This window comes from Hydrogenophilus islandicus (assembly GCF_054657095.1).
On record NZ_BAAHXE010000009.1, the window covers coordinates 24212 to 41762 of the forward strand.

General features: G+C 67.0%; 18 protein-coding genes. 1 reads left to right on the forward strand and 17 read right to left on the reverse strand.

Annotated elements, in window-relative coordinates:
- The first annotated feature begins 5 nt into the window (after positions 1–5).
- Positions 6–1271 carry an O-antigen ligase family protein gene (locus tag ACYQ6T_RS04520; protein ID WP_459828211.1) on the forward strand — a complete coding sequence of 422 codons (1266 nt, stop codon included), beginning with the start codon at positions 6–8 and terminating at the stop codon, positions 1269–1271.
- On the opposite strand, the gene ACYQ6T_RS04525 is transcribed toward ACYQ6T_RS04520, so the two are convergent.
- From ACYQ6T_RS04525 to cobM, 17 genes are all read right to left on the reverse strand, one after another.
- Positions 1228–2304, reverse strand: a complete 1077-nt coding sequence (locus ACYQ6T_RS04525) for a glycosyltransferase (protein WP_459828214.1) — start codon at positions 2302–2304, stop codon at positions 1228–1230. The two genes, ACYQ6T_RS04520 and ACYQ6T_RS04525, sit on opposite strands and share 44 nt — an antisense overlap.
- Positions 2301–3146, reverse strand: coding sequence for a glycosyltransferase family 2 protein (locus ACYQ6T_RS04530; protein ID WP_459828216.1), 846 nt, complete (start codon positions 3144–3146; stop codon positions 2301–2303). Before ACYQ6T_RS04530 ends, ACYQ6T_RS04525 begins: the two co-directional genes overlap by 4 nt.
- Before the next feature lie 91 nt (positions 3147–3237).
- The gene (locus ACYQ6T_RS04535; RefSeq protein ID WP_459828219.1) at positions 3238–3966 is read right to left on the reverse strand and encodes an FkbM family methyltransferase; all 729 of its coding nucleotides are present in this window, start codon (positions 3964–3966) and stop codon (positions 3238–3240) included.
- Between the two features lie 133 nt (positions 3967–4099).
- On the reverse strand, positions 4100–5251 hold the full coding sequence (locus tag ACYQ6T_RS04540) for a glycosyltransferase (RefSeq protein ID WP_459828222.1): 1152 nt from the start codon (positions 5249–5251) through the stop codon (positions 4100–4102).
- Positions 5236–5793 carry a histidine phosphatase family protein gene (locus tag ACYQ6T_RS04545; RefSeq protein WP_459828225.1) on the reverse strand — a complete coding sequence of 186 codons (558 nt, stop codon included), beginning with the start codon at positions 5791–5793 and terminating at the stop codon, positions 5236–5238. The genes ACYQ6T_RS04540 and ACYQ6T_RS04545 overlap by 16 nt, the downstream gene beginning before the upstream one ends.
- The gene (locus tag ACYQ6T_RS04550) at positions 5778–6575 is read right to left on the reverse strand and encodes an adenosylcobinamide-GDP ribazoletransferase (RefSeq protein ID WP_459828228.1); all 798 of its coding nucleotides are present in this window, start codon (positions 6573–6575) and stop codon (positions 5778–5780) included. Before ACYQ6T_RS04550 ends, ACYQ6T_RS04545 begins: the two co-directional genes overlap by 16 nt.
- Positions 6572–7627, reverse strand: coding sequence for a nicotinate-nucleotide--dimethylbenzimidazole phosphoribosyltransferase (gene cobT, locus ACYQ6T_RS04555; RefSeq protein ID WP_459828231.1), 1056 nt, complete (start codon positions 7625–7627; stop codon positions 6572–6574). Before cobT ends, ACYQ6T_RS04550 begins: the two co-directional genes overlap by 4 nt.
- Positions 7628–7636: 9 nt before the next feature.
- Positions 7637–8236 carry a bifunctional adenosylcobinamide kinase/adenosylcobinamide-phosphate guanylyltransferase gene (cobU, locus tag ACYQ6T_RS04560; protein WP_459828344.1) on the reverse strand — a complete coding sequence of 200 codons (600 nt, stop codon included), beginning with the start codon at positions 8234–8236 and terminating at the stop codon, positions 7637–7639.
- A 105-nt stretch (positions 8237–8341) separates the two neighbouring features.
- The gene (bluB, locus tag ACYQ6T_RS04565) at positions 8342–9352 is read right to left on the reverse strand and encodes a 5,6-dimethylbenzimidazole synthase (protein ID WP_459828234.1); all 1011 of its coding nucleotides are present in this window, start codon (positions 9350–9352) and stop codon (positions 8342–8344) included.
- Positions 9333–10304 (reverse strand): precorrin-3B C(17)-methyltransferase, encoded by a 972-nt coding sequence (gene cobJ, locus ACYQ6T_RS04570; RefSeq protein WP_459828237.1) that lies wholly within the window; start codon positions 10302–10304, stop codon positions 9333–9335. The genes bluB and cobJ overlap by 20 nt, the downstream gene beginning before the upstream one ends.
- Positions 10301–11605, reverse strand: a complete 1305-nt coding sequence (locus ACYQ6T_RS04575) for a cobalt-precorrin 5A hydrolase (protein WP_459828240.1) — start codon at positions 11603–11605, stop codon at positions 10301–10303. Before ACYQ6T_RS04575 ends, cobJ begins: the two co-directional genes overlap by 4 nt.
- A complete protein-coding gene (gene cobI / locus ACYQ6T_RS04580; RefSeq protein WP_459828243.1) occupies positions 11602–12420 on the reverse strand; it encodes a precorrin-2 C(20)-methyltransferase in 819 nt (272 codons plus the stop codon). Before cobI ends, ACYQ6T_RS04575 begins: the two co-directional genes overlap by 4 nt.
- The gene (cbiE, locus tag ACYQ6T_RS04585) at positions 12417–13775 is read right to left on the reverse strand and encodes a precorrin-6y C5,15-methyltransferase (decarboxylating) subunit CbiE (protein WP_459828245.1); all 1359 of its coding nucleotides are present in this window, start codon (positions 13773–13775) and stop codon (positions 12417–12419) included. The genes cobI and cbiE overlap by 4 nt, the downstream gene beginning before the upstream one ends.
- The gene (locus ACYQ6T_RS04590; RefSeq protein WP_459828248.1) at positions 13772–15016 is read right to left on the reverse strand and encodes a cobalt-precorrin-5B (C(1))-methyltransferase; all 1245 of its coding nucleotides are present in this window, start codon (positions 15014–15016) and stop codon (positions 13772–13774) included. Before ACYQ6T_RS04590 ends, cbiE begins: the two co-directional genes overlap by 4 nt.
- Before the next feature lie 22 nt (positions 15017–15038).
- Positions 15039–15701, reverse strand: coding sequence for a precorrin-8X methylmutase (locus ACYQ6T_RS04595; RefSeq protein WP_459828250.1), 663 nt, complete (start codon positions 15699–15701; stop codon positions 15039–15041).
- The gene (locus ACYQ6T_RS04600; RefSeq protein ID WP_459828253.1) at positions 15698–16714 is read right to left on the reverse strand and encodes a sirohydrochlorin chelatase; all 1017 of its coding nucleotides are present in this window, start codon (positions 16712–16714) and stop codon (positions 15698–15700) included. Before ACYQ6T_RS04600 ends, ACYQ6T_RS04595 begins: the two co-directional genes overlap by 4 nt.
- On the reverse strand, positions 16714–17550 hold the full coding sequence (gene cobM, locus ACYQ6T_RS04605) for a precorrin-4 C(11)-methyltransferase (RefSeq protein WP_459828256.1): 837 nt from the start codon (positions 17548–17550) through the stop codon (positions 16714–16716). The genes ACYQ6T_RS04600 and cobM overlap by 1 nt, the downstream gene beginning before the upstream one ends.
- Position 17551 lies beyond the last annotated feature (1 nt).

A 17551-nucleotide genomic window follows, 5' to 3' on the forward strand; every position in this document is an offset into this window, starting at 1 on the left:
GGGCAGTGAACGGGTCCGACCGGCGGTGGGCGGCGATTGTCCTGCTTCTCGGTTCAGCGCTCCTCTGGGCGCAACCCTTGCCGGGGGGGCCGCGGTTACCCTTTTTCCTCCTCGTCGCGGTGGCGCTTTTCCTGGTCGCTCGCCAACGGAGCACTCTCTGGGCCACACCCCTTGCCCGCGAGTTGGGGGGCGCTTTGACGGTGTTGGCGCTCATCACGGCGCTCTCCCTGTGGGGTGCGCCACGTCCCGAGGCGGGACTTCCCTACGTCGTAGGGTTTCTGGGGTTTGCTCTCGCGACTGCGGCGGTCGGCTGGGCGGCAAGGAGCCTTCCCCAAGCGAGCGACTGGTGGCAGCGGGGCGCAGCGCTCACCTTTGGCTTTCTCCTTGTCGACGCCGTGGTCCAGTGGGCGGTGGGGCGCGACCTCTTCGGGGTTCCCTACGCCGCTACCGAATTCGAAGGGCGATTGGTGGGGCCTTTTGCTAGTTCCCTGAAGCTCCCTTGGTTTCTGTCAGTGCTTTTTCCTCTTGCTGTTTGGCGGTGGCGGGCACGGCCAGTGATTGTGCTGCCGCTTCTCCTTCTGACATTGTGGGTGGTGCTCCTTTCGGGGGCAAGAAGCGGTTTGCAGCTCCTGGTGCTCGCCGCGATTCCGGTGGTGTGGCGCTGGCCGCGGGCGCTGCTCGTTGGGGTCTTTGCTAGCGCAGTCGTGGCGGTGGCGGTGGTGATCCCTTTTTCGCCGGCGTGGCAGTTGCGAATGGGGAACGCCTACGAGGGGGTGAGGACGCTCACCGCCCAACCGAGAGACGAAGAGCGTGCTGAAGCGTTGGCGAAAATGACCTCCAACCGCTGGGAGTTGTGGCGCAACGCTACTCGGATGGGGGTTGCGCACCCCTTTTTCGGTGTCGGGGCGAAGCAGTTTTCCCACGTCTACGCCGAGTTTGCTGACCCAGGTGATTTATTTCTCCATAACGAGCCGTTTCATGCCCACAGTCTCTACATGGGGCTCTGGGCGGAATTGGGGGGTGCCGGGATCGCTTGGGTGGTGGGGCTTACGGCGGTGATGGTGTGGCGCTGGCGTCGCGCAGGTCAAGATGCGCAGGAGCGAGCGGCACCGTGGGCTGCAGCACTGGCCGCGTACGCGTTTCCGCTGCAGTCGCAACCGGTGCTCCTCAACGTCTGGTGGTTTCCGGTGGTCTGGTTTTTGTTGGTGGGGTTCTGGTTGGCGCTCGTCAAAAGCCCAAGCGGGCAAGAAGCGCCGCAAGTTGCGCCCTGATTACCGCCTCGGCGAAGTGGGTGCGAAAAGTCGCGGCAGCCGCTTCGCCCAGCCTTTGCCATTGCTGAGGGGTTTCGCTTGCGAGCTTTGCGAGCGTTGCCGCAAGCGCCGCGGGGTCGGCGGGCGGAACCCAGAGGAGGCCCGTCTCGGGCGCGGCCTTGTCGCGCACCTCCGGGGGGTAGCTCGGGGCAGCGCGCGTCACCACTGGGCGGCCGCTCGCCATCCCTTGAAAGACTTTGTTGGAGATGGCCCGGGCGGCTTGGGGGGTGTCGCCAAAGTAGCCGAGGACAAAGTGGGCGGCGCTCACCCGCTCGGGGAGCTGTTCGTAGGGGATGGGTGGCGCAAAGGTGAAGGTGATATTCGGGGCTAATCCCGTCGCGCTCTGGGCGCACGCCGCGTATAACGGGCCGCTTCCGATCAGGGTGAGCCGAAGTGGGGGGCCATGGTAGATTTGCGCCGCTGCGACGATCGTCTGCGGGCTGTGGAGCGGCAGGAAACTTCCCCAAAAGAGCGCCTCGGGGCCCGCATCAGATGGGGGCGGGAGGGGTGTGGGGCGAAAGTGCGCCTCCTCAGCCCCCAGCCAGATCAGGTGGAGTTTCTCGTCGGGCACCGCGAGCGCGTCGTGGAAAAAGGCGGCGTGGGCGGGGGTGTCGGCAACCACCGCGTCAGCAAGTGCGAAAAGTTCCCCTTCGCTGCGACGCAGTCTCTCGGCAGCGCGGCTTTCGGGTGCCCATTTGTGCCGCTCGAAGACCTGCTTGGCGTACGCGGAAATCAGGGGGTCGGCGATGAGGGCAATGCCATGGGCGTGGGCCCAACGCGCCGCCGCGGCGAGGTCGCGTTGGCGAAACCCAGGAACCCAGACGAGGTCGGGTGGCGCCAAGCGGCGCAGGCGCGCTTCCCAGTCGCCGAAGCGGCTTACCCGCGGGCGGAAGGTTGTGATTCGCCACCCGAGTTCGACAAAGAGGCGCATGAGAAACCGGTTGCGAACATAACGGGGGTCAAACCGCCCCCACCAGAGGACGGTTCGGGTCATCGGTCGGATGCGGCAGTGGTCGATGAATCGTCGGGAGACTGCGACCCGGCCGATTCGGTCGGAGGGGGTTGAAGGCCAAGGCGCACCCGCTCGTGGTATTCCCACGCTTTCGCAAGGCGCAGAAAACGCTGGATCGCGTACATGTGGCTGATGACGATGCCGGTGGTGCCGTTTGCAAACTCGCGGCGCAGAAGGTACGCCTTCCAAAAGGCAAAGAAGGGCAAGAGAAAGAGCATCAGGCCGTTCGGCCGCCGTCCGCGTCGGACCAGATCCTCGGCGCGCCACGTCGAGTTTTCGTTGGTTTTGGCGATATGGTGGGTGAGGGAGCGAAACGAGCGGTGAAGCACAAACCCCTTGAGGTGGCCGACGGTGCCGCTATGGACGACGACCGAGTCGTGCACCGGATGGTCCTTGAAGCCGGCACGGCGGCGGTCGTAGAGGCGGATGGGGTGGTGGAAAGCGGTCCACGGGTGGCCGCGGAGTTGCGTCGGGTAGATCGGGAGGATCGGCAGGGTGTAGGCGGCGTGCGGCGGTTCGCCCGCGCGAAAGAGGGCTTGAATTTCAGCAGCGAGCTCGGGGCTCACCGCTTCGTCGGCGTCTATGTTCAGAATCCAGTCGTTGCGGCACGAGCGCTCACCGAAGACCTTCTGCGGGCCGTAGCCGGTCCACGCGCGGAGTAGCACCCGCGCGCCAAGCGATTCGGCAACGGCAACGGTTGCGTCGGTGCTGCCGCTATCGACGACGATCACCTCGTCGACCCAGTCGCGGACGCTGGTGATCGCCGCTGGCAGACGGTCGGCTTCATTCTTCGTGATGATGAAGACAGAGAGGGGGAGTGGCATTGGGCCTCTTTCAGGGCGGGATTGCCGTGATTGTACGCACAATCGGGCGCAGCTGGAAATTTCAGAAATGGGAAAGTTAGGGGTGCCTTGCTCAAAGATTGGTGTAATACGCATCGGCGCCCAGCCGTCCTGCGGCGCGGTAACCGACGGTCGCCATGAAGCCAGCCACCTGTTCTTCCGTCTCGGGCGTGGTCTCCACCTGCAGCGCCACCAGGTTATGGGCTAGGAAGTCAATCATGCCTGACAGAGCCATGAACTCGGCCCCTTCCACGTCCATCTTCACCAAGGCGCGAACGCCTCTCAGCACAAACAGTTCATCGAAGCGCCTGGCTTGTACCCTGATGCTCGCCCGGTAGGCCTTCTGACGACGGCGGGATTGGGCTTCGAGAATGGTGGACACCCCGGTGGAATGGGGGTCTACAAACAGCTCCAGCTCCCCCGTTTGATCGCTCAAGGCCAGCTGATGCAGCGTCACCCGATCGTCCAAGCCGTTCAGGTAAAGGTTAGCGGCGAGCTGGTGGGCATTGCGCGGCAGGGGTTCGAAGGCATGAATGACAGACAGCTCTGACTCGTCGGCCAAGAGCACGGAATAGAGCCCGAAGTTGGCACCGATGTCGAAGAAGTGGGTCAGGCGGTATTCCCGGATCAGCTGGCGACACCGATCTAGTTGCGCCACCTCGTAGGGGCGGCGAATGAGTAGTTGCTGATCGATCCAGTTGCGGTTTTCCAGCAGCCATTTCCGCCCAAGGCGGGTGTAAACCCCAAAGCGGCCTCTCAGACGATATAAGCGCTTGAGCAGACTCCAATGCAGTTTCCGCATGCTGATGGTTGTGAGTGCTGGCAAGGAAAACGATATCGATTATACGTAAAACCCCGTGATTTCACCTTCCCAAGGCAAACGCATTGGGGATCGCCGCAGACTAGATGAAGAAAAATGCGATTGTCCTAGGGGGCTACGAGGCCCGAGGCGCGGCGGCGAGCTGCTCGTAAAGGGCGAGGGTCGCGCGCTGCATCGCGGCCAGGGTGAAGGGTTCGGGAAGGGGTGCGGTAACGGGGGGGAGGGCTCCGGCGAGCGCGGCGTCGAGTTGGCGCGCAAGGGCCGTGCGGTCGCCCACCGCCACGGAACCGTGCGGGTAGATCTCGGCAAGCTGTTCGGCAACGCCGCCGTGGTGGTAGCCGACCACAGGCGTGCCGAGGGCGAGTGCTTCGAGTGTGGTGCGGCCAAAGGCTTCGGGGTCGGTGGAGAGCGAGAGGACGACGGTCGAGGCGGCAAGGATATTCTTGAGGTCGGGGCGGTCACCGGTGAGCGTCACGCTCGCGGTGAGGTTGCGCTCGGCGATGAGGCGGCGCAGTTCCGCGACATAATCGGCGCGGCGGGAATCAAAGCCGCCCACCAAGAGCGCATGAGCGTCGGGGTGGCGCGCGACGATCTCCGGCCAGATTGCGAGGAGCTCCAACTGCCCCTTCCAGCGGGTGAGGCGCGCGGGAAGCGTCACCCACCGTTTGCCGCGTGTTTCAGGAAATTGCGCGAACCACTCCTGGAACCACTCCGCGGTGGGGCGGTAGCCACGGGGGTAGTGGGCGGGGTCGATTCCGCGTGGGATGACGGTCAGGCGCGCGGGGTCGGTCTTTGGGTAGTGGCGCACCACGTAGCGGCGGATCGCGTCGGAGACGCAGATCACCGCTTCGCCGCGGGTCATGATCGCGCTGTAGCGGTTCACCGAATAGAAGCCGTGGACGGTGGTGACGAGCCGCGGCCGCTCCAAGGGGGGGAGTCCCCGCCACGCGAGCATGCCGACCCACGCGGGAAAGCGCGAGCGGAGGTGGAGAATATCTACCTGTTCGCGGCGCAGCAGCTCCCGCACCTTCGGGACGTAGCGCCAGAAGGTCGCAAGGGACTTGCGCCCTACCGGCCAGGGGAACCACTCGGCGCCGATCGCCGTGAGCCGCTCGCTGTAGCGGCCGCCGTCGGCGATCACGATCGCGCGGTGGCCAGCGGCAACGAGCGCCTCGGCGATCTCGACGGTGCCGCGTTCCACACCCCCGGCATGGAGCGCCGGGAGCATCTGGACGACAGTAAGGCGCCTCCCTAGCGGTTGAACCATTTGAGGGTGGCGCCCCACGGTGCGACGTCGATGCGCGTCGACTGCCCGCAGGCGAAGTCGAGCGCGAGCCACCGTTCGCGCGGTAGCCCCAAGAGATGCCCGGCGATCGCCTTCAACGGCCCTGCGTGGGCGACCACCACGATCGCGTCGGCGTCGAGCCGCCGTTCGCGCGTCTCCTGCCACCATTCGAGCGCGCGAATCGCCATCTCGGCGGCCGATTCCCCTCCTGGAGGCTGAAAGCCGAAGGGGTTCGCCGCCCATTGCGCAAAGAGGGTCGGATCGATCGTCTCGAAGGGGACCCCTTCCCATTCGCCAAAGTTGATCTCAAGCAGGCGATCGTCGTACGAGGGGCGGCCAAGGGCGCGCGCAAGGAGCGCAGCCCGTTCGCTCGGGCTGCTGTAGAGATGAAACTGCAGTGGCAGGTGCGGTTGGAGTCGTGCCGCGACGGCCGCGGGGTCTTCCGCAAGCGGCCATTCGCTCTGGCCGTAGCAGACCCCATCCGGCGCGGCAGTTTTCGGGTGGCGGATCAGGTAAAGTTCCATGCAGTCAAAATTCCCAGTATTCCAGTGGTCCAGGCGGTTGTGGCGGTTGCGCCCAGCACGTCGCCGGTGTAGCCCCCCAGGCGCCGCTCACTGCGCCAGCTCCAGTAGAGCGCCCCCAGGGCGCTGCCGACAACGAGCCCTGTCGCGACACTGAGCGGCAGGAGGCTAAGCGGCCAGAGGGCAGCGACCGCCTTCAGCCACTCGCTACGCGAAAGGTGCGGCGCGGCAAACGGGTAGGCTTTGCTGCCATCGGCAACCCGCAGGTAGCGAAGGCGCATCATCGGCAGCAGCACCCACCAGCGGGCCGTGGCGTGGGCCGCGATGAGCGAGAGGCAGACGGCTTGGGTTCCCCAGCGCGCGCCCAATTCGGCAAGCGCCGCCCACTGCAGCGTGAGGGCAAGCCACAGCGCCACCGCGCCGAAGGTGCCGATGCGCGAGTCCTTCATGATCGCAAGAACGCGAATTGTATCGTAGCCGCCGCCAAAGCCATCGACGGTGTCAGCGAGCCCATCCTCATGAAACGCGCCGGTGACAAGTAGCGCCGTCGCGATCGCGAGGAGCGCGGCGAGGTGCGGAGAGGCCAAGAGGGCGATCCCCGCGAGATACCCGGCTGCGCTCAACGCGCCGACGACAACGCCCACCCACGGGAAGTAGGGGAGGGTGCGCGGCACCCGGTGGGCGCGGTAGGTGCCGGCACCAGGGCAGGGAAGACGGGAAAAGTAGCAGAGCGCTTGGGAAAAACGCCGCCATTCGCGCCGTAGATAAAAGGAGAAATGCTTCACGGGACTTTGGAAGAATCAGCAGTGCGGTCGGCGACGCCAGCCGATTCGAAACTCGCCATCTCAGTGAGAAACGCCGCAGCGGCGCGCACCAGCGGGTACGCAAGCGCCGCGCCGGTCCCCTCTCCCAAGCGCAGTTCCAGGTCGATGAGGGGGGTGACACCGAGGTGCGCGAGCACCACGCGGTGCCCCTGTTCGTTCGAACAGTGGGAAAAGATGAGGTAGGGGCGTAACGCCGGCACAAGCGCCAGTGCCGTGACCGCAGCGGCGGTGGCGATAAACCCATCGACGAGCACTGCAACGCGGCGCGCGCTTGCCGCAAGCATTGCGCCGGCCATCTGGGCGATCTCGAGCCCCCCGTACTCGGCCAAAACGGCCCATGGATCGGACGGGATGCCGCCGCGCGCAAGCGCCTGCTCGAGGATCGCTCGCTTGCGGCCAAGCCCTGCGTCGTCGAGCCCCGTGCCGCGGCCGACAAGCGTTGTCAGCGGTAACCCCGTGTAGGCGTGAAGGAGCAACGCCGCGGTCGCGGTGTTGCCGATTCCCATCTCGCCGACGATCAAGAGGTCCAAGGGTTCGGGGAGCCGGGCGACGATCTCAGCACCGGTGGCGACCGCACGGTGGGCAAGCTCCTGCCCCAGCGCCGGTGACGTGACATAGTCGTTGCTGCCGAACGCCAATTTTGCGTCGATGAGGTCGGGATGGGGAGGGAAGAGGTGGTCGACGCCTGCATCGACCACTTTGAGGGGGATTCCGAAGGTGCGGCAGAAGACGTTGATCGCCGCCCCGCCATTCAAGAAATTGTGCACCATCTGCCACGTCACCTCGCGCGGGTAGGCAGAGACGGGGTGGTGACGGGTAACGCCATGATCGGCCGCGAAGACAAGCGCGTAGGGGTGGTGGGCGGTTGGTTCGAGGCGGTTTTGGATCAACCCGAGCTGCAGCGCCACCGTCTCCAGCCGCCCGAGCGCTCCGACGGGCTTCGTTTTGCGGTCGATCGCGTGCTGGAGTTTCGGGGCGAGGGTCTCGTCGATGGGTGCTGGAGTGGGGAGCATCGTCGGTTCCTAAGGGTGTGGGGTTTTGAGGGGCATTGGGAGTCCTGCTGCGACCCAGGTGACGTGGGTCGCGCGCGCCGCCACCTCCTGGTTGAGACGCCCTGCTTCGTCGCGAAAACGGCGGGAGAGGGGGTCGGCGGGGACGATCCCGAGTCCTACTTCGTTGGCAACAAGGAGAATCGCGGGGGCCTTGTCGCAGGCAGGGGCGTCGGTTGCTGCCGAGTGCGCAAGGAGCGTGAGGAACGCCTCTTGCTCGCGCTGCCACCCGTCGCGCCGCTTTTCTTGAGAGGCGGCGGCAGTCGGCGGGGTGAGCCCCTCCGCGATCCAACCGCTTTCGCACCACAAGAGCCAGTTGCTCACCCAGAGGGTGAGGCAGTCGATGACCACCGTGCGCCCGGCTGAGCGCGCCGCCGCAAGCGCTGCGGCCAGGTGAAAGGGAACCTCCTCGGTTGCCCAGCCGCTTGGGCGACGGGCGCGGTGGTGGGCGATCCGTTCGCGCATCTCGGCGTCAGCGGGGGCAGCGGTCGCGAGGTAGGTGACCGGGTAGGGAGACTGCCGCGCGAGCGCTTCGGCGAAGCGGCTCTTTCCCGAGCGCGCGCCGCCGAGGATGAGATGGACCGCCCCTCTCTTGGGATGCTCCCCGTTGGGTAGCGAAGTAGAATTACAAGAGGTTACGGTACTCACCTCCGCGCACGCTCCTAAAGTGTTTTCGGCTCAACTCTTGCGGTAGGGTTCGGCGAGACGCTCCATCGCTTCGGCGAGTGCGACATCTTTCCCGGTGAGCCCACCGGCGTCGTGGGTGGTCAGGACCACCTCGACACGGTTCCAGACGTTTCGCCATTCGGGGTGGTGGTTGAGGCGTTCGGCGACCAACGCCACCTGAGTCATCCAACCAAACGCCTGGACGAAGTCGGCAAAGAGGAAGGTACGGGTGAGGCGCTCGCCGTCCACGCGCCAGCCGCTGGGGAGCAGCCGGGTAGCAATGCGCTCCTCCTCTGCTTCAGTGAGTTGCGCCATGGGTCTCTCCTTGTCGGTGTGGGGTGTCGATGATACCGTACGGCGGAGGGGAGCGAAGTGCTCCCAGTGGAGGTGGTCGTCGAGGGGGTCGCGTTGCGCCCAGCCGACCCGTTGCAGTTCCGGTTCGTCAAGGAATTCGCGCACCCAACCGAGGCAGAGATAGGCGATCGGGACGACATGGCGGGGAAGCGAGAAGATTTCGCGGAGCGCACGACGCCTGATGATACTGACCCAACCGACACCGATCCCTTCAGCACGTGCCGCAAGCCAGAGATTCTGGATGGCGCAAACACAAGAGAAGAGATCCATGCTGCGCTGATGGGTTCGCCCTAGCACGACCGGCCCACCCCGCTGACGGTTGCAGGCAACGAGCAGATTGATCGGCGCTTCGCGAATGCCCTCAAGTTTGAGCTGACGGTAGTGTTTCCCCCGTTCTCCAGAAAAAAGCGCCGCCGCTTCTCGGTTGGCTTCGCAAAAGGCGTGATAGACCCGCGCCTTGGTGGTTGGATCGCGCACGATAATGAACTCCCACGGCTGGGAGAATCCAACCGATGGCGCGTGGTGGGCCGCGTTGAGCAACCGGATGAGGAGCGGTTCGGGGATCGGGTCTGGCAGGAACTGGCCACGGACATCGCGACGGGTGGTGATCGCGCGATAGACCCCGGAAATCTCCTCTGGGGTAAAGAAGTTACTCCGCGTCTGCGTCATCGGTGGCAGGTTCCGGACGCCATTCGAGTGTCCGCAAGCGGCGCACGTAGGCGACGGGGAGCGCCAGCTGCTCGGCGAGCGCCTCGTCCGATTCGCGACTGGCTTGCACTGCGGCGATGGTGCCGGCAAGTCCCGCGGAGAGCGAATGGGCGGGCCGTTCGCCCGGGAGAAGAGTTCGGGGTACCAGATCGTATTTGTTACCGTAGCCGCGGGGGGTGACCATTTTGCCTTGGGCGACGAAGGTGGTCGAGTTGCCAATCAGCACGGTGGAGAGCATCCCGATTTCGCACTCGGCCATCTCGGCAAGGGTCGTCCATTCGATTCGCTGCCGCTTGCGATAGGCCGATTTGACGATCGCGACTGGAGTGGTCGGGGCGCGGTGCTCGAGAAGCAGCCACTGCGCTTCGACGATCTGCTGCGTGCGCCGCCCCGATTTGGGGTTGTAGAGGGCGATCACGAAGTCGCCGGCGGCTGCGGCGGCAATCCGGCGGGCGATCACAGGCCAGGGGGTGAGGAGGTCGGAGAGGGAGATCGCGCAGAAGTCGTGGGTGAGCGGCGCCCCGACGAGTGCCGCCGCAGCCGAAAGGGCGGTGACCCCGGGAACCACCTCGACGCGAATCGCCTGCGGATCGTCAGGGCGCCAGCCGCTGGCGAGCAGCGCTTCAAAGGTGGGGCCTGCCATCCCGTAGATTCCGACGTCCCCGGAAGAGATGAGCGCAACAGAATGCCCCTCTTGCGCGTAACGGATCGCCTCTTGCGCCCGGTCGATCTCTTCGGTCATCCCCTTTTTGATTACCGTTTTCCCCGCCGTTAACTCGGCGACGAGCCGCAGGTAGGTGACGTAACCGATCACGATGTCGGCCGCGGCGATCGCAGCGCGTGCGGCTGCGGTCATGTGCGCTTCATGGCCGGGGCCGATGCCGACGAGAAAGAGGGTTCCAGGTGCGGTCATGGGTCAATCTCTCCGTTCGGGGCTTGGTAGAGGTAGGCAAGCGAAATCGTCGCGTTTTTGCCGTCTGGCCCGCGCAGGCGTTGTTTCTCGACGGCGAGCATCGGGTAGCCGTCGTACTCGGCGATTCGCTCCGCCGTCCATCCTGCCGCGAGAAGCGCCGCAGCCTCGGCGACTGACGGGGTGCCGGTGTAGCGCCGGACGGTCTCGGAGGGGGAGGGGACAGGTAGCGCCCGGAGCGCTTCCGGGGGATAGAACGAGAGGCGCGGGCGGGTGGGGAGTGCGGTCATGGCCTCGCGTAACCCCGGTTCGTCGCGCTTGATGGTGATCGACGCGCAATGGACGATCGTCGGGCGTTCAGGGAGGGCAGCGAGCGCCGCGTCGAGCGCCGCGAGGATCGTCGCGGCGGGGGTGTCGCGGTCGCAGCCGATGCCCACCGCGACCCGGCTGCGGTCGATCCGCTCGGGCGGCGCGTAGTGGACGAGCCGCTGGGGGAAAGCTGCGACAACCTCCGCGGGGGGCGCGGTCCGGCTCACCCAGAGGAGCGCAAGAATGTTGTGCGCCTCCGCAAGCGGAAAAGGTTCGTCGCGCCGCGCTCGACGCACGGTGAGGTTCGCCGGAAGCGGCACCCCCTGTCGGCCGCCCGCGTGGCGCGACCACCAGTCGGCGCTGAGGTCGGCGGTTTGCCAGAGGAGCACCGGTTCGCTATTGACCACCGCTGCGGAAGCCTTGACGATCGTGTCGTGGTCGGCGCGAAAGCGCCAGCCGAGCTCTTGCCCGAGGAGGTCGACGGCGAGGCTCTTCTGGCTGTCAGAGGCGGTGGTGAGAACGCATGTCGCGCCCAACGCGTCGGCGATCGCTTGCGCGAGGGTGTTCGCTCCTCCCAGGTGGCCGGAGAGGACCGGGATCACGAACCGGCCGCTGTCGTCGATGACGACCACAGCAGGGTCGCGGCTCTTGTCGGCGAGGAGAGGCGCGATGAGCCGCACCATCGCCCCGAGCGAGACCACAGCGACGATGGCGTCGTGCCGCTGCCACAGGGCGGCAAGCGCCTCACCCGTTTTGCCCGCGTAGGGGGTGACCGGTACCTCTGGGGGGAGCGCGTCGGCGTACTTCTCCGGGAGGTAGAGGGGGGAGTGTGGGGCGACCTCCGCGCGCGCCCGCGCCGCGCTCTGTGCGCCGTGGCGGGTGAGCGCGACAAAGGCGGGCGCGAGAAAGGCGTTGCGCGCCGTCTGCCACTGGGCGGGGGGAAGGGATTGCGACGGCGTACCTGCAGGGTTCAGCGGGGCGTTCGGGGTATTCATGGCGATGGCGCTCTCTTGCGACAGCCGCGGATCCGCTCCGCGATGGGCGTCGCGTGGGGGTTTCTGAGGATCAGCAGCGTGAGGTAGCTGAGCGGTGCGTCGGCGGTCGCCGCGAGCGCTTCGCCAGCGATCAGCCGCTCGTCGGGGAGCCCGACCCGCTCGGCAAGGAGCGCGTGGGCAAGGAGCGCGCGCTCCTGAAGCCACGCGACCAGCGCTGACCAGAGGGGTTTGACCTTGAGGAGGATCACCGTTTCGAAGTGGGGCAGGACCGCTTCGACGAGTGGCAGCCCGTAGTTTGCGGGGAGGATCGCGATCCGCTCCTCTTGCGCGGCGAGTGCAACCCCGGCGCGTGCCGCTGCGGCGGCGAAGCTATTGACTCCCGGGAGCGTAACGACGCGCACGCGCGGTTCGCGCTCCTGGACCGCTGCGGCAAGGTACTGGAAGGTGGCGTAGGTCGACGCATCCCCTTCGACGAGCACGGCGACGTCGCGTCCGGCGTGGAGTGTCGGCAGGAGCGCCTCGGCCGCGCGACTCCAGGCGCGGGTGAGGATCAAGGGGTCGTGGCTCATCGGGAAGTGGAGTTCGAGCGCGTCGTCGGGGGTCGCAAGTCCCGCAGCGTAGGCGATCGCGAGCGCTACCGACTCCCCGCCGATTTTGCGCACCGGGTAAGCCCAACGCGCCGGACCGGTGAGGATGCGCCACGCACCACGGGTGATCCACTCCGGGTCACCGGGGCCCAGCGAAACCCCATAGAGCGTCCCGAAGGGTGGAGCAGCTGCAGCCAGAGGGGGAGATGTATTGGACGGGGTGCTCATGCGGGACCCTCCTTCGTCGCGGTGACGAGCCAGACCGGGTTTTCGGCGGCGAAGCGGTGCATCGAAAGGATCGGTTTGCTGCGCGCCGCCCAGAGTTGCGTCGCCCGCCACGGCGCGTTGAGGGCGCTCAGGGTGGCGGTGGCGGTCGCAAGGTTTTCGATCGTGACGAAGTTGGCGACGAGCCGCCCGCCCGGTTTGAGCCGCTGCCAGCAGGTGGCAAGGAGCTCGGCGAGCTCGCCCCCCGAGCCGCCGATGAAGATGGCGTCGGGGTCGGGGGCCTCCTCAAGCCCCTCGGGGGCTTTGGTCTGCCGGATCGTCCAGTTCCACGCCCGCAGCCGCCGCGCGTTCTTGAGCGCGATCGCGACGTCGGCTTCGTTCTTCTCAAAGGCCCACACTGCGCCGTTCGGGGCGACGCGCCCCGCCTCGAGCCCAACACTCCCCGATCCCGCGCCGATGTCCCAGACGGTGGCGTCAGGGGTGAGCGCGAGTTCCGCAAGCGCCACCACCCGCACCTCGCGCTTCGTGATCAGCCCCTTTTCGGGTTGGCGCTGGAGGTAGGCGTCGTCGGGTAGGCCAAAGAGGGGGAGCGGGTGGGCGAGGGGGGGCGATTCCAATGTCTGGGGCGCTTCCAATGTCTGGGGGGTGTCTGTCGTCGGGAGGGCGTCTTTCCCTCCAGCGTCGGCTTGCCGGGTAAGGAGCGCAATGTGGGGGTGGGGAAAGGAGGCAGCGGCGGCGGACGAGAGCGTGAGGTCGCGAAAGAGAGCCTCGTCGGCCATGCCGAGCCGTGCGGCGACGTGGATCCGGTAGTCGGCGTCGCTTAGCCCAAGCGCGAGGAGCGCTGCGGCGATCTCACTCCCTCCCGCCTGAGGCGCGGTGAGGGCGACGATGAGCGGTCTGCCCTGCGCGGCCGCCGCGAGGATCGGGCGGAGCGGATGGTGCGGGGCGTTCGCCCACGACCACGGTTCCGTGACCCTGCCGTGCGCCGAGACGAGCGTCGCGTCGTGCCACGGGAGCGCGAAGCGCGCGCACGCAAGTTGCACCGTGCTCCGCTCCGGTACGATCGTCACCTGTTCTGGCCCGAGCGCCGTGACGAGCCCCGCGGCGATGCCGTGAAAGAGGGGGTCGCCCGTAGCGGCAACGACCACCGTTTCACCGGCGGCGAGCGCCGCAGCGCACCGCGCGGGGAGTTCGGCGAGGATTCTCTCAAAGGGGTGAAACGCGGCGCGCGGCGCGTGGGTGGCGGCGTGCTCGGCAAAGCTTTTCGCGGCGAAAATCAGAGTGGCGCGGCGAAGCGCGTCGATCGCGGCTGGGAGGAGCAGCTCGCCGGGGAGCCAGCCGAGGATCGTGAGGCTCATCGAGTGAGAATCTCCTGTTGCGGCCAAAAGCGGGCAAGGGGGGTAGCGTCGGCAACGCGGGCGACGGGGTTGCCGGCGAAGTCGACGGTCTGGATCGTGAGCGCCCGTTTCGCCCCGGACCAATATTTGCTCTTCAGCGTCTGCCATGCGCGGGCCGCGAGCGCAGTGTGAAAGGCGACGTCGAGCCCCAACTCGGCCAACCGTTCGGCGGCAAAGCGGGCCGTCTCCGCGGCCGCGATCTCGGCAACGAGCGCCTCTGGCGCGCCGACTGCGCGGGCGCACTCCGCCAGGAGCGTGCGGTCGACCTCCCCTTTGCCGGCGTGGGTCACCGGCATCCCTTGCGCCATTTTGGTGAGTTTGCCGACCATCGCGCCGACGATTACGTGGCGGATCCCCTCCTTACGTGCCGCGTCGAACGCGGTTCGGACAAAGTCGCCCATCTGGACAAACGCCGCCTCGGGCAATTCAGGCCAGAGCGCCATCATCGCTTTCTCGGTCCGCCCCCCGGTGGTGAGGACGACCGTTTCGCACCCCTGGGCGCGGGCGGCACCGATCGCCTGCACGACACTCGCGCGAAACGCCGCGGTCGAGTAGGGGCGAACGATCCCAGTGGTCCCGAGGATCGAGATTCCGCCGATTATTCCAAGACGCGGATTCAACGTCTTTTTCGCGAGCGCTTCGCCCCCAGGGACCGAGATCGTTACCTCGAGGCCAAAGCGGTCGCACCCCGGAAGCACCTCGGCATAGCAGACGGCGTTAGGCGTGGGGATAAGGAGTGATCCCGGGGAGAGGGGAGCGGCCGGCGCGAGCACTTCGCAGAGGTTCTCGAAGAGATTCTGCCGCGGGACCGGGTTGATCGCCGGTTCCCCGACGGGAAGGCCGATTCCTGGACGGGTGATCGTCCCGACCCCTTCGCCGGCGGCGAGAAAGAGCCCAGGGTGGGCTACCCACGCGACGGTTGCGGTGATCCGGGCCTTGTCGGTGACGTCGGGGTCGTCGCCGGCGTCTTTGATCACGACAGCTGTGGCGCTGCTGGGCCCAAGCGCGCGTTCGGTTACAGCGAAGACCACCCGTTGGCCGTTAGGGAGCTTCGTCTCCACCTCTGCGGGGATCTCGCCGGTGATCAGCCCGATCGTTGCGGCGCGGGCGGCCGCAGCGGCGCATGCGCCGGTGGTAAATCCGGTCCGTCCCCGGTGGGCGCGGCGCTCCCGCGGGGCGACGGCGTGGTTCTCCGCGCTCATCCTCTTGCCTGTTCCCGTGGGATCACTCGGCAAGCGCCATCAGCGCGTGGAGTGCCGCGACCACCAGCGTCGACCCCCCTTTGCGGCCGCGCACCACGATCCACGGGGCCTTCCCGGCGGCAATCAGCGCCTCTTTCGATTCGGCGGCAGAGACGAAGCCGACTGGCATGCCCAACACTACTGCTGGCTGCGCTTTGCCCTCAGCGATCAGGCGCACCACCTCAAGGAGCGCCGTCGGGGCGTTGCCGATTGCAACGATCGACCCGTTCATGAGCCCCTCTTCTGCCGCGCGGCGCATCGCCATCACCGCGCGGGTGGTGTTCGCCGCTTTCGCAGCGGCGATCACCTCGGGATCGGAGATGAATTCGTAGACGGTGATCCCGAAATGGGCGAGGCGCGGCCGCGAGAGGCCGACGCGGATCATCTCGACGTCGACGACGATCGGCGCACCCCGCCGAATCGCTGCTACGGCCGCGGCAACAGCGTCGGGGTGGAACTGCACGAGCCCGTTCATCTCGAAGTCGGCGCTCGCGTGGATCATCCGGCGCACGACGGGCCACTCGTCGGGGGAGTAGGGGTGGTTGCCGACCTCTCGGTCGATGATCGCGAACGATTCGTGCTCGATCGCTGCGCCGGCAGCGGTGAGTTGCTCGGTGACGCGAGGGGGCGTTGGGGTTTCGGTCACTGCTGCGTCTCCCAGTGGGTCACAGGGGTGCCGTTTAGAGCAGGGTTATGTGGGGAGGAATGCGCACGGTGGTCGTGATCGTGATGGTTGTGAGGGGGCTGCCCGTGGGGGTCGGGGTGACCGTGACCGTGGTGGTCGTGGTGATGGTCGTGTCCGCCATGCTCATGGTGGTGCCCCAAGCCAGCGTCGAGCGCCCAGGCACGGTACTTGCATCCGACGCACGCGAGCGTCGGCAACTGCTCTTGTGGGGCGGAGACGAGCGCGTCGAACCAGCCGGTGATCTCGGGGCGAAAGCCAAGGATGCCTCCCAGCGCCCACGCGACCGTTGGGTATTGCCGCTCAAGCCGCGCGACCTGGGCGCGGATCCGTTCGATCAAGACGCCGGTGAAGAGATAGACGGGCAGAACGACGATCTGCGTCGCCCCGAGCGTCACGAGCCGCTGCGCGACCCGCTCGAGCCGCGGGTAGGTGACGCCCGTGAAGGCGAGGTCGACGAGCTCGTGGTCGGTCGTCTCATAGAGCAACCGCGCCACTTTCGCCAGTTCTGCGTTCGCCCCCGGGTCGCTCGAGCCGCGGCCGAGGAGAATCACCCCCGTCGTCGTCGGGTCGGGCATCGCCAGCCGCCGCATCGCAGCGCGCAACTCGCCGGTGAGGGCGCGCATGAGCTCATCGCCGGTGCCGATCTGGGGGACCAGGGTGAAGGTGACGTCGGGGTGGTGGGCTGCCGCCGCGTCGATCGCCGCGGGGATCTCCATTTTGACGTGACCCGCGGCGTTGATGATCAGGGGAACGACGACGACTTCGGGTCGCTGCTGAGCGACGCTCCGGGCGGCTGCCGCTGCGCGGTCGAGCCCCTCGGCAAGAAGGAGGTCGGCGAATTCGATGAAGCAGGTGAGGATCGTCCGGTCGGGGTGGCGTGCGCGCGCCTCCGCGGCAAAGCGCTCCACCTCGGCGTTGCCTTCGGGGTGGCGTGAGCCGTGTCCGACGATGAGCATCACGGGGTGATGGGGCATTAGCTCTCTCCCGTTGGGGGTGAGGGACGGGTTGCGCGGCGAAAGCGGTGGGTGAAGGTGGGGTCGTAGAGTTTGCTGCGTGGTGCATCCAGCCACTCACGCGCCCCAAGCGCCGGGGAGAGGATGATCATCGCCTGCGAGACGATCTTCGCGGCGCGGCAGGCGCTTGAAAGCTCCGCAAGGGTCGTGCGCACGATCCGCTCCTCGGGCCACGACGCCTTCTGAACGACGAGCACGGGGCTCTCAGGTTGCCAGCCTGCGGCGAGGAACGCCCGCTCCACCTCGCGCGTCAGGGTGATCGAGAGGAAGAGGCAGACGGTGGCGTGGTGGGCCGCGAGCGCTTCGAGCGTCTCCCCATCGGGCATCGGTGTCCGCCCCTCGGCGCGGGTGAGGATCACCGTCTGGGTCACCTCGGGGAGGGTGAGCGATTCGCCCGCTGCGGCAGCTGCGGCAAAGGCCGAGGAGACTCCGGGGACGACCCGCCATGGGACCGCAGCGCGATCAAGGAGCCGCGCCATCTCGGTGAGCGCACCGTAGAGCGTGGGATCCCCGGTCTGCAACCGCACCACCGTCGCGTGGCGGTGCGCTCGGGTGGTGAGCCATTCAGCGATCTCCTCAAGCGTCATCCCTTTGGAGTCGGCGATCTCGGCGTGCGGGGGGGCATACCGCGCCACCGCCTCATCGACGAGCGAGCCGGCGTAGAGGACCGCCCCTGCTTCCGCAAGGAGCCGCTGCCCCTTGACGGTGATCAGTTCGGGGTCTCCGGGCCCAGCGCCGACAAACCAGACGGTGCCGCACGGGGCGGTTGCGGTCGGGTGGGGGGCGGTGGTCGTCATC

What these genes read in the sequence shown, in the direction of transcription:
- ACYQ6T_RS04540 (WP_459828222.1), bottom strand. Translation starts at nt 5,251, where the DNA reads ATGGTTCAACCGCTAGGGAGGCGCCTTACTGTCGTCCAGATGCTCCCG.
- ACYQ6T_RS04575 (WP_459828240.1), bottom strand. Translation starts at nt 11,605, where the DNA reads ATGAATACCCCGAACGCCCCGCTGAACCCTGCAGGTACGCCGTCGCAA.
- bluB (WP_459828234.1), bottom strand. Translation starts at nt 9,352, where the DNA reads ATGACGCAGACGCGGAGTAACTTCTTTACCCCAGAGGAGATTTCCGGG.
- cobJ (WP_459828237.1), bottom strand. Translation starts at nt 10,304, where the DNA reads ATGACCGCACCTGGAACCCTCTTTCTCGTCGGCATCGGCCCCGGCCAT.
- ACYQ6T_RS04590 (WP_459828248.1), bottom strand. Translation starts at nt 15,016, where the DNA reads ATGAGCGCGGAGAACCACGCCGTCGCCCCGCGGGAGCGCCGCGCCCAC.
- ACYQ6T_RS04525 (WP_459828214.1), bottom strand. Translation starts at nt 2,304, where the DNA reads ATGACCCGAACCGTCCTCTGGTGGGGGCGGTTTGACCCCCGTTATGTT.
- cbiE (WP_459828245.1), bottom strand. Translation starts at nt 13,775, where the DNA reads ATGAGCCTCACGATCCTCGGCTGGCTCCCCGGCGAGCTGCTCCTCCCA.
- ACYQ6T_RS04535 (WP_459828219.1), bottom strand. Translation starts at nt 3,966, where the DNA reads ATGCGGAAACTGCATTGGAGTCTGCTCAAGCGCTTATATCGTCTGAGA.
- ACYQ6T_RS04600 (WP_459828253.1), bottom strand. Translation starts at nt 16,714, where the DNA reads ATGCCCCATCACCCCGTGATGCTCATCGTCGGACACGGCTCACGCCAC.
- cobM (WP_459828256.1), bottom strand. Translation starts at nt 17,550, where the DNA reads ATGACGACCACCGCCCCCCACCCGACCGCAACCGCCCCGTGCGGCACC.
- ACYQ6T_RS04530 (WP_459828216.1), bottom strand. Translation starts at nt 3,146, where the DNA reads ATGCCACTCCCCCTCTCTGTCTTCATCATCACGAAGAATGAAGCCGAC.
- ACYQ6T_RS04545 (WP_459828225.1), bottom strand. Translation starts at nt 5,793, where the DNA reads ATGGAACTTTACCTGATCCGCCACCCGAAAACTGCCGCGCCGGATGGG.
- cobI (WP_459828243.1), bottom strand. Translation starts at nt 12,420, where the DNA reads ATGAGCACCCCGTCCAATACATCTCCCCCTCTGGCTGCAGCTGCTCCA.
- cobT (WP_459828231.1), bottom strand. Translation starts at nt 7,627, where the DNA reads ATGCTCCCCACTCCAGCACCCATCGACGAGACCCTCGCCCCGAAACTC.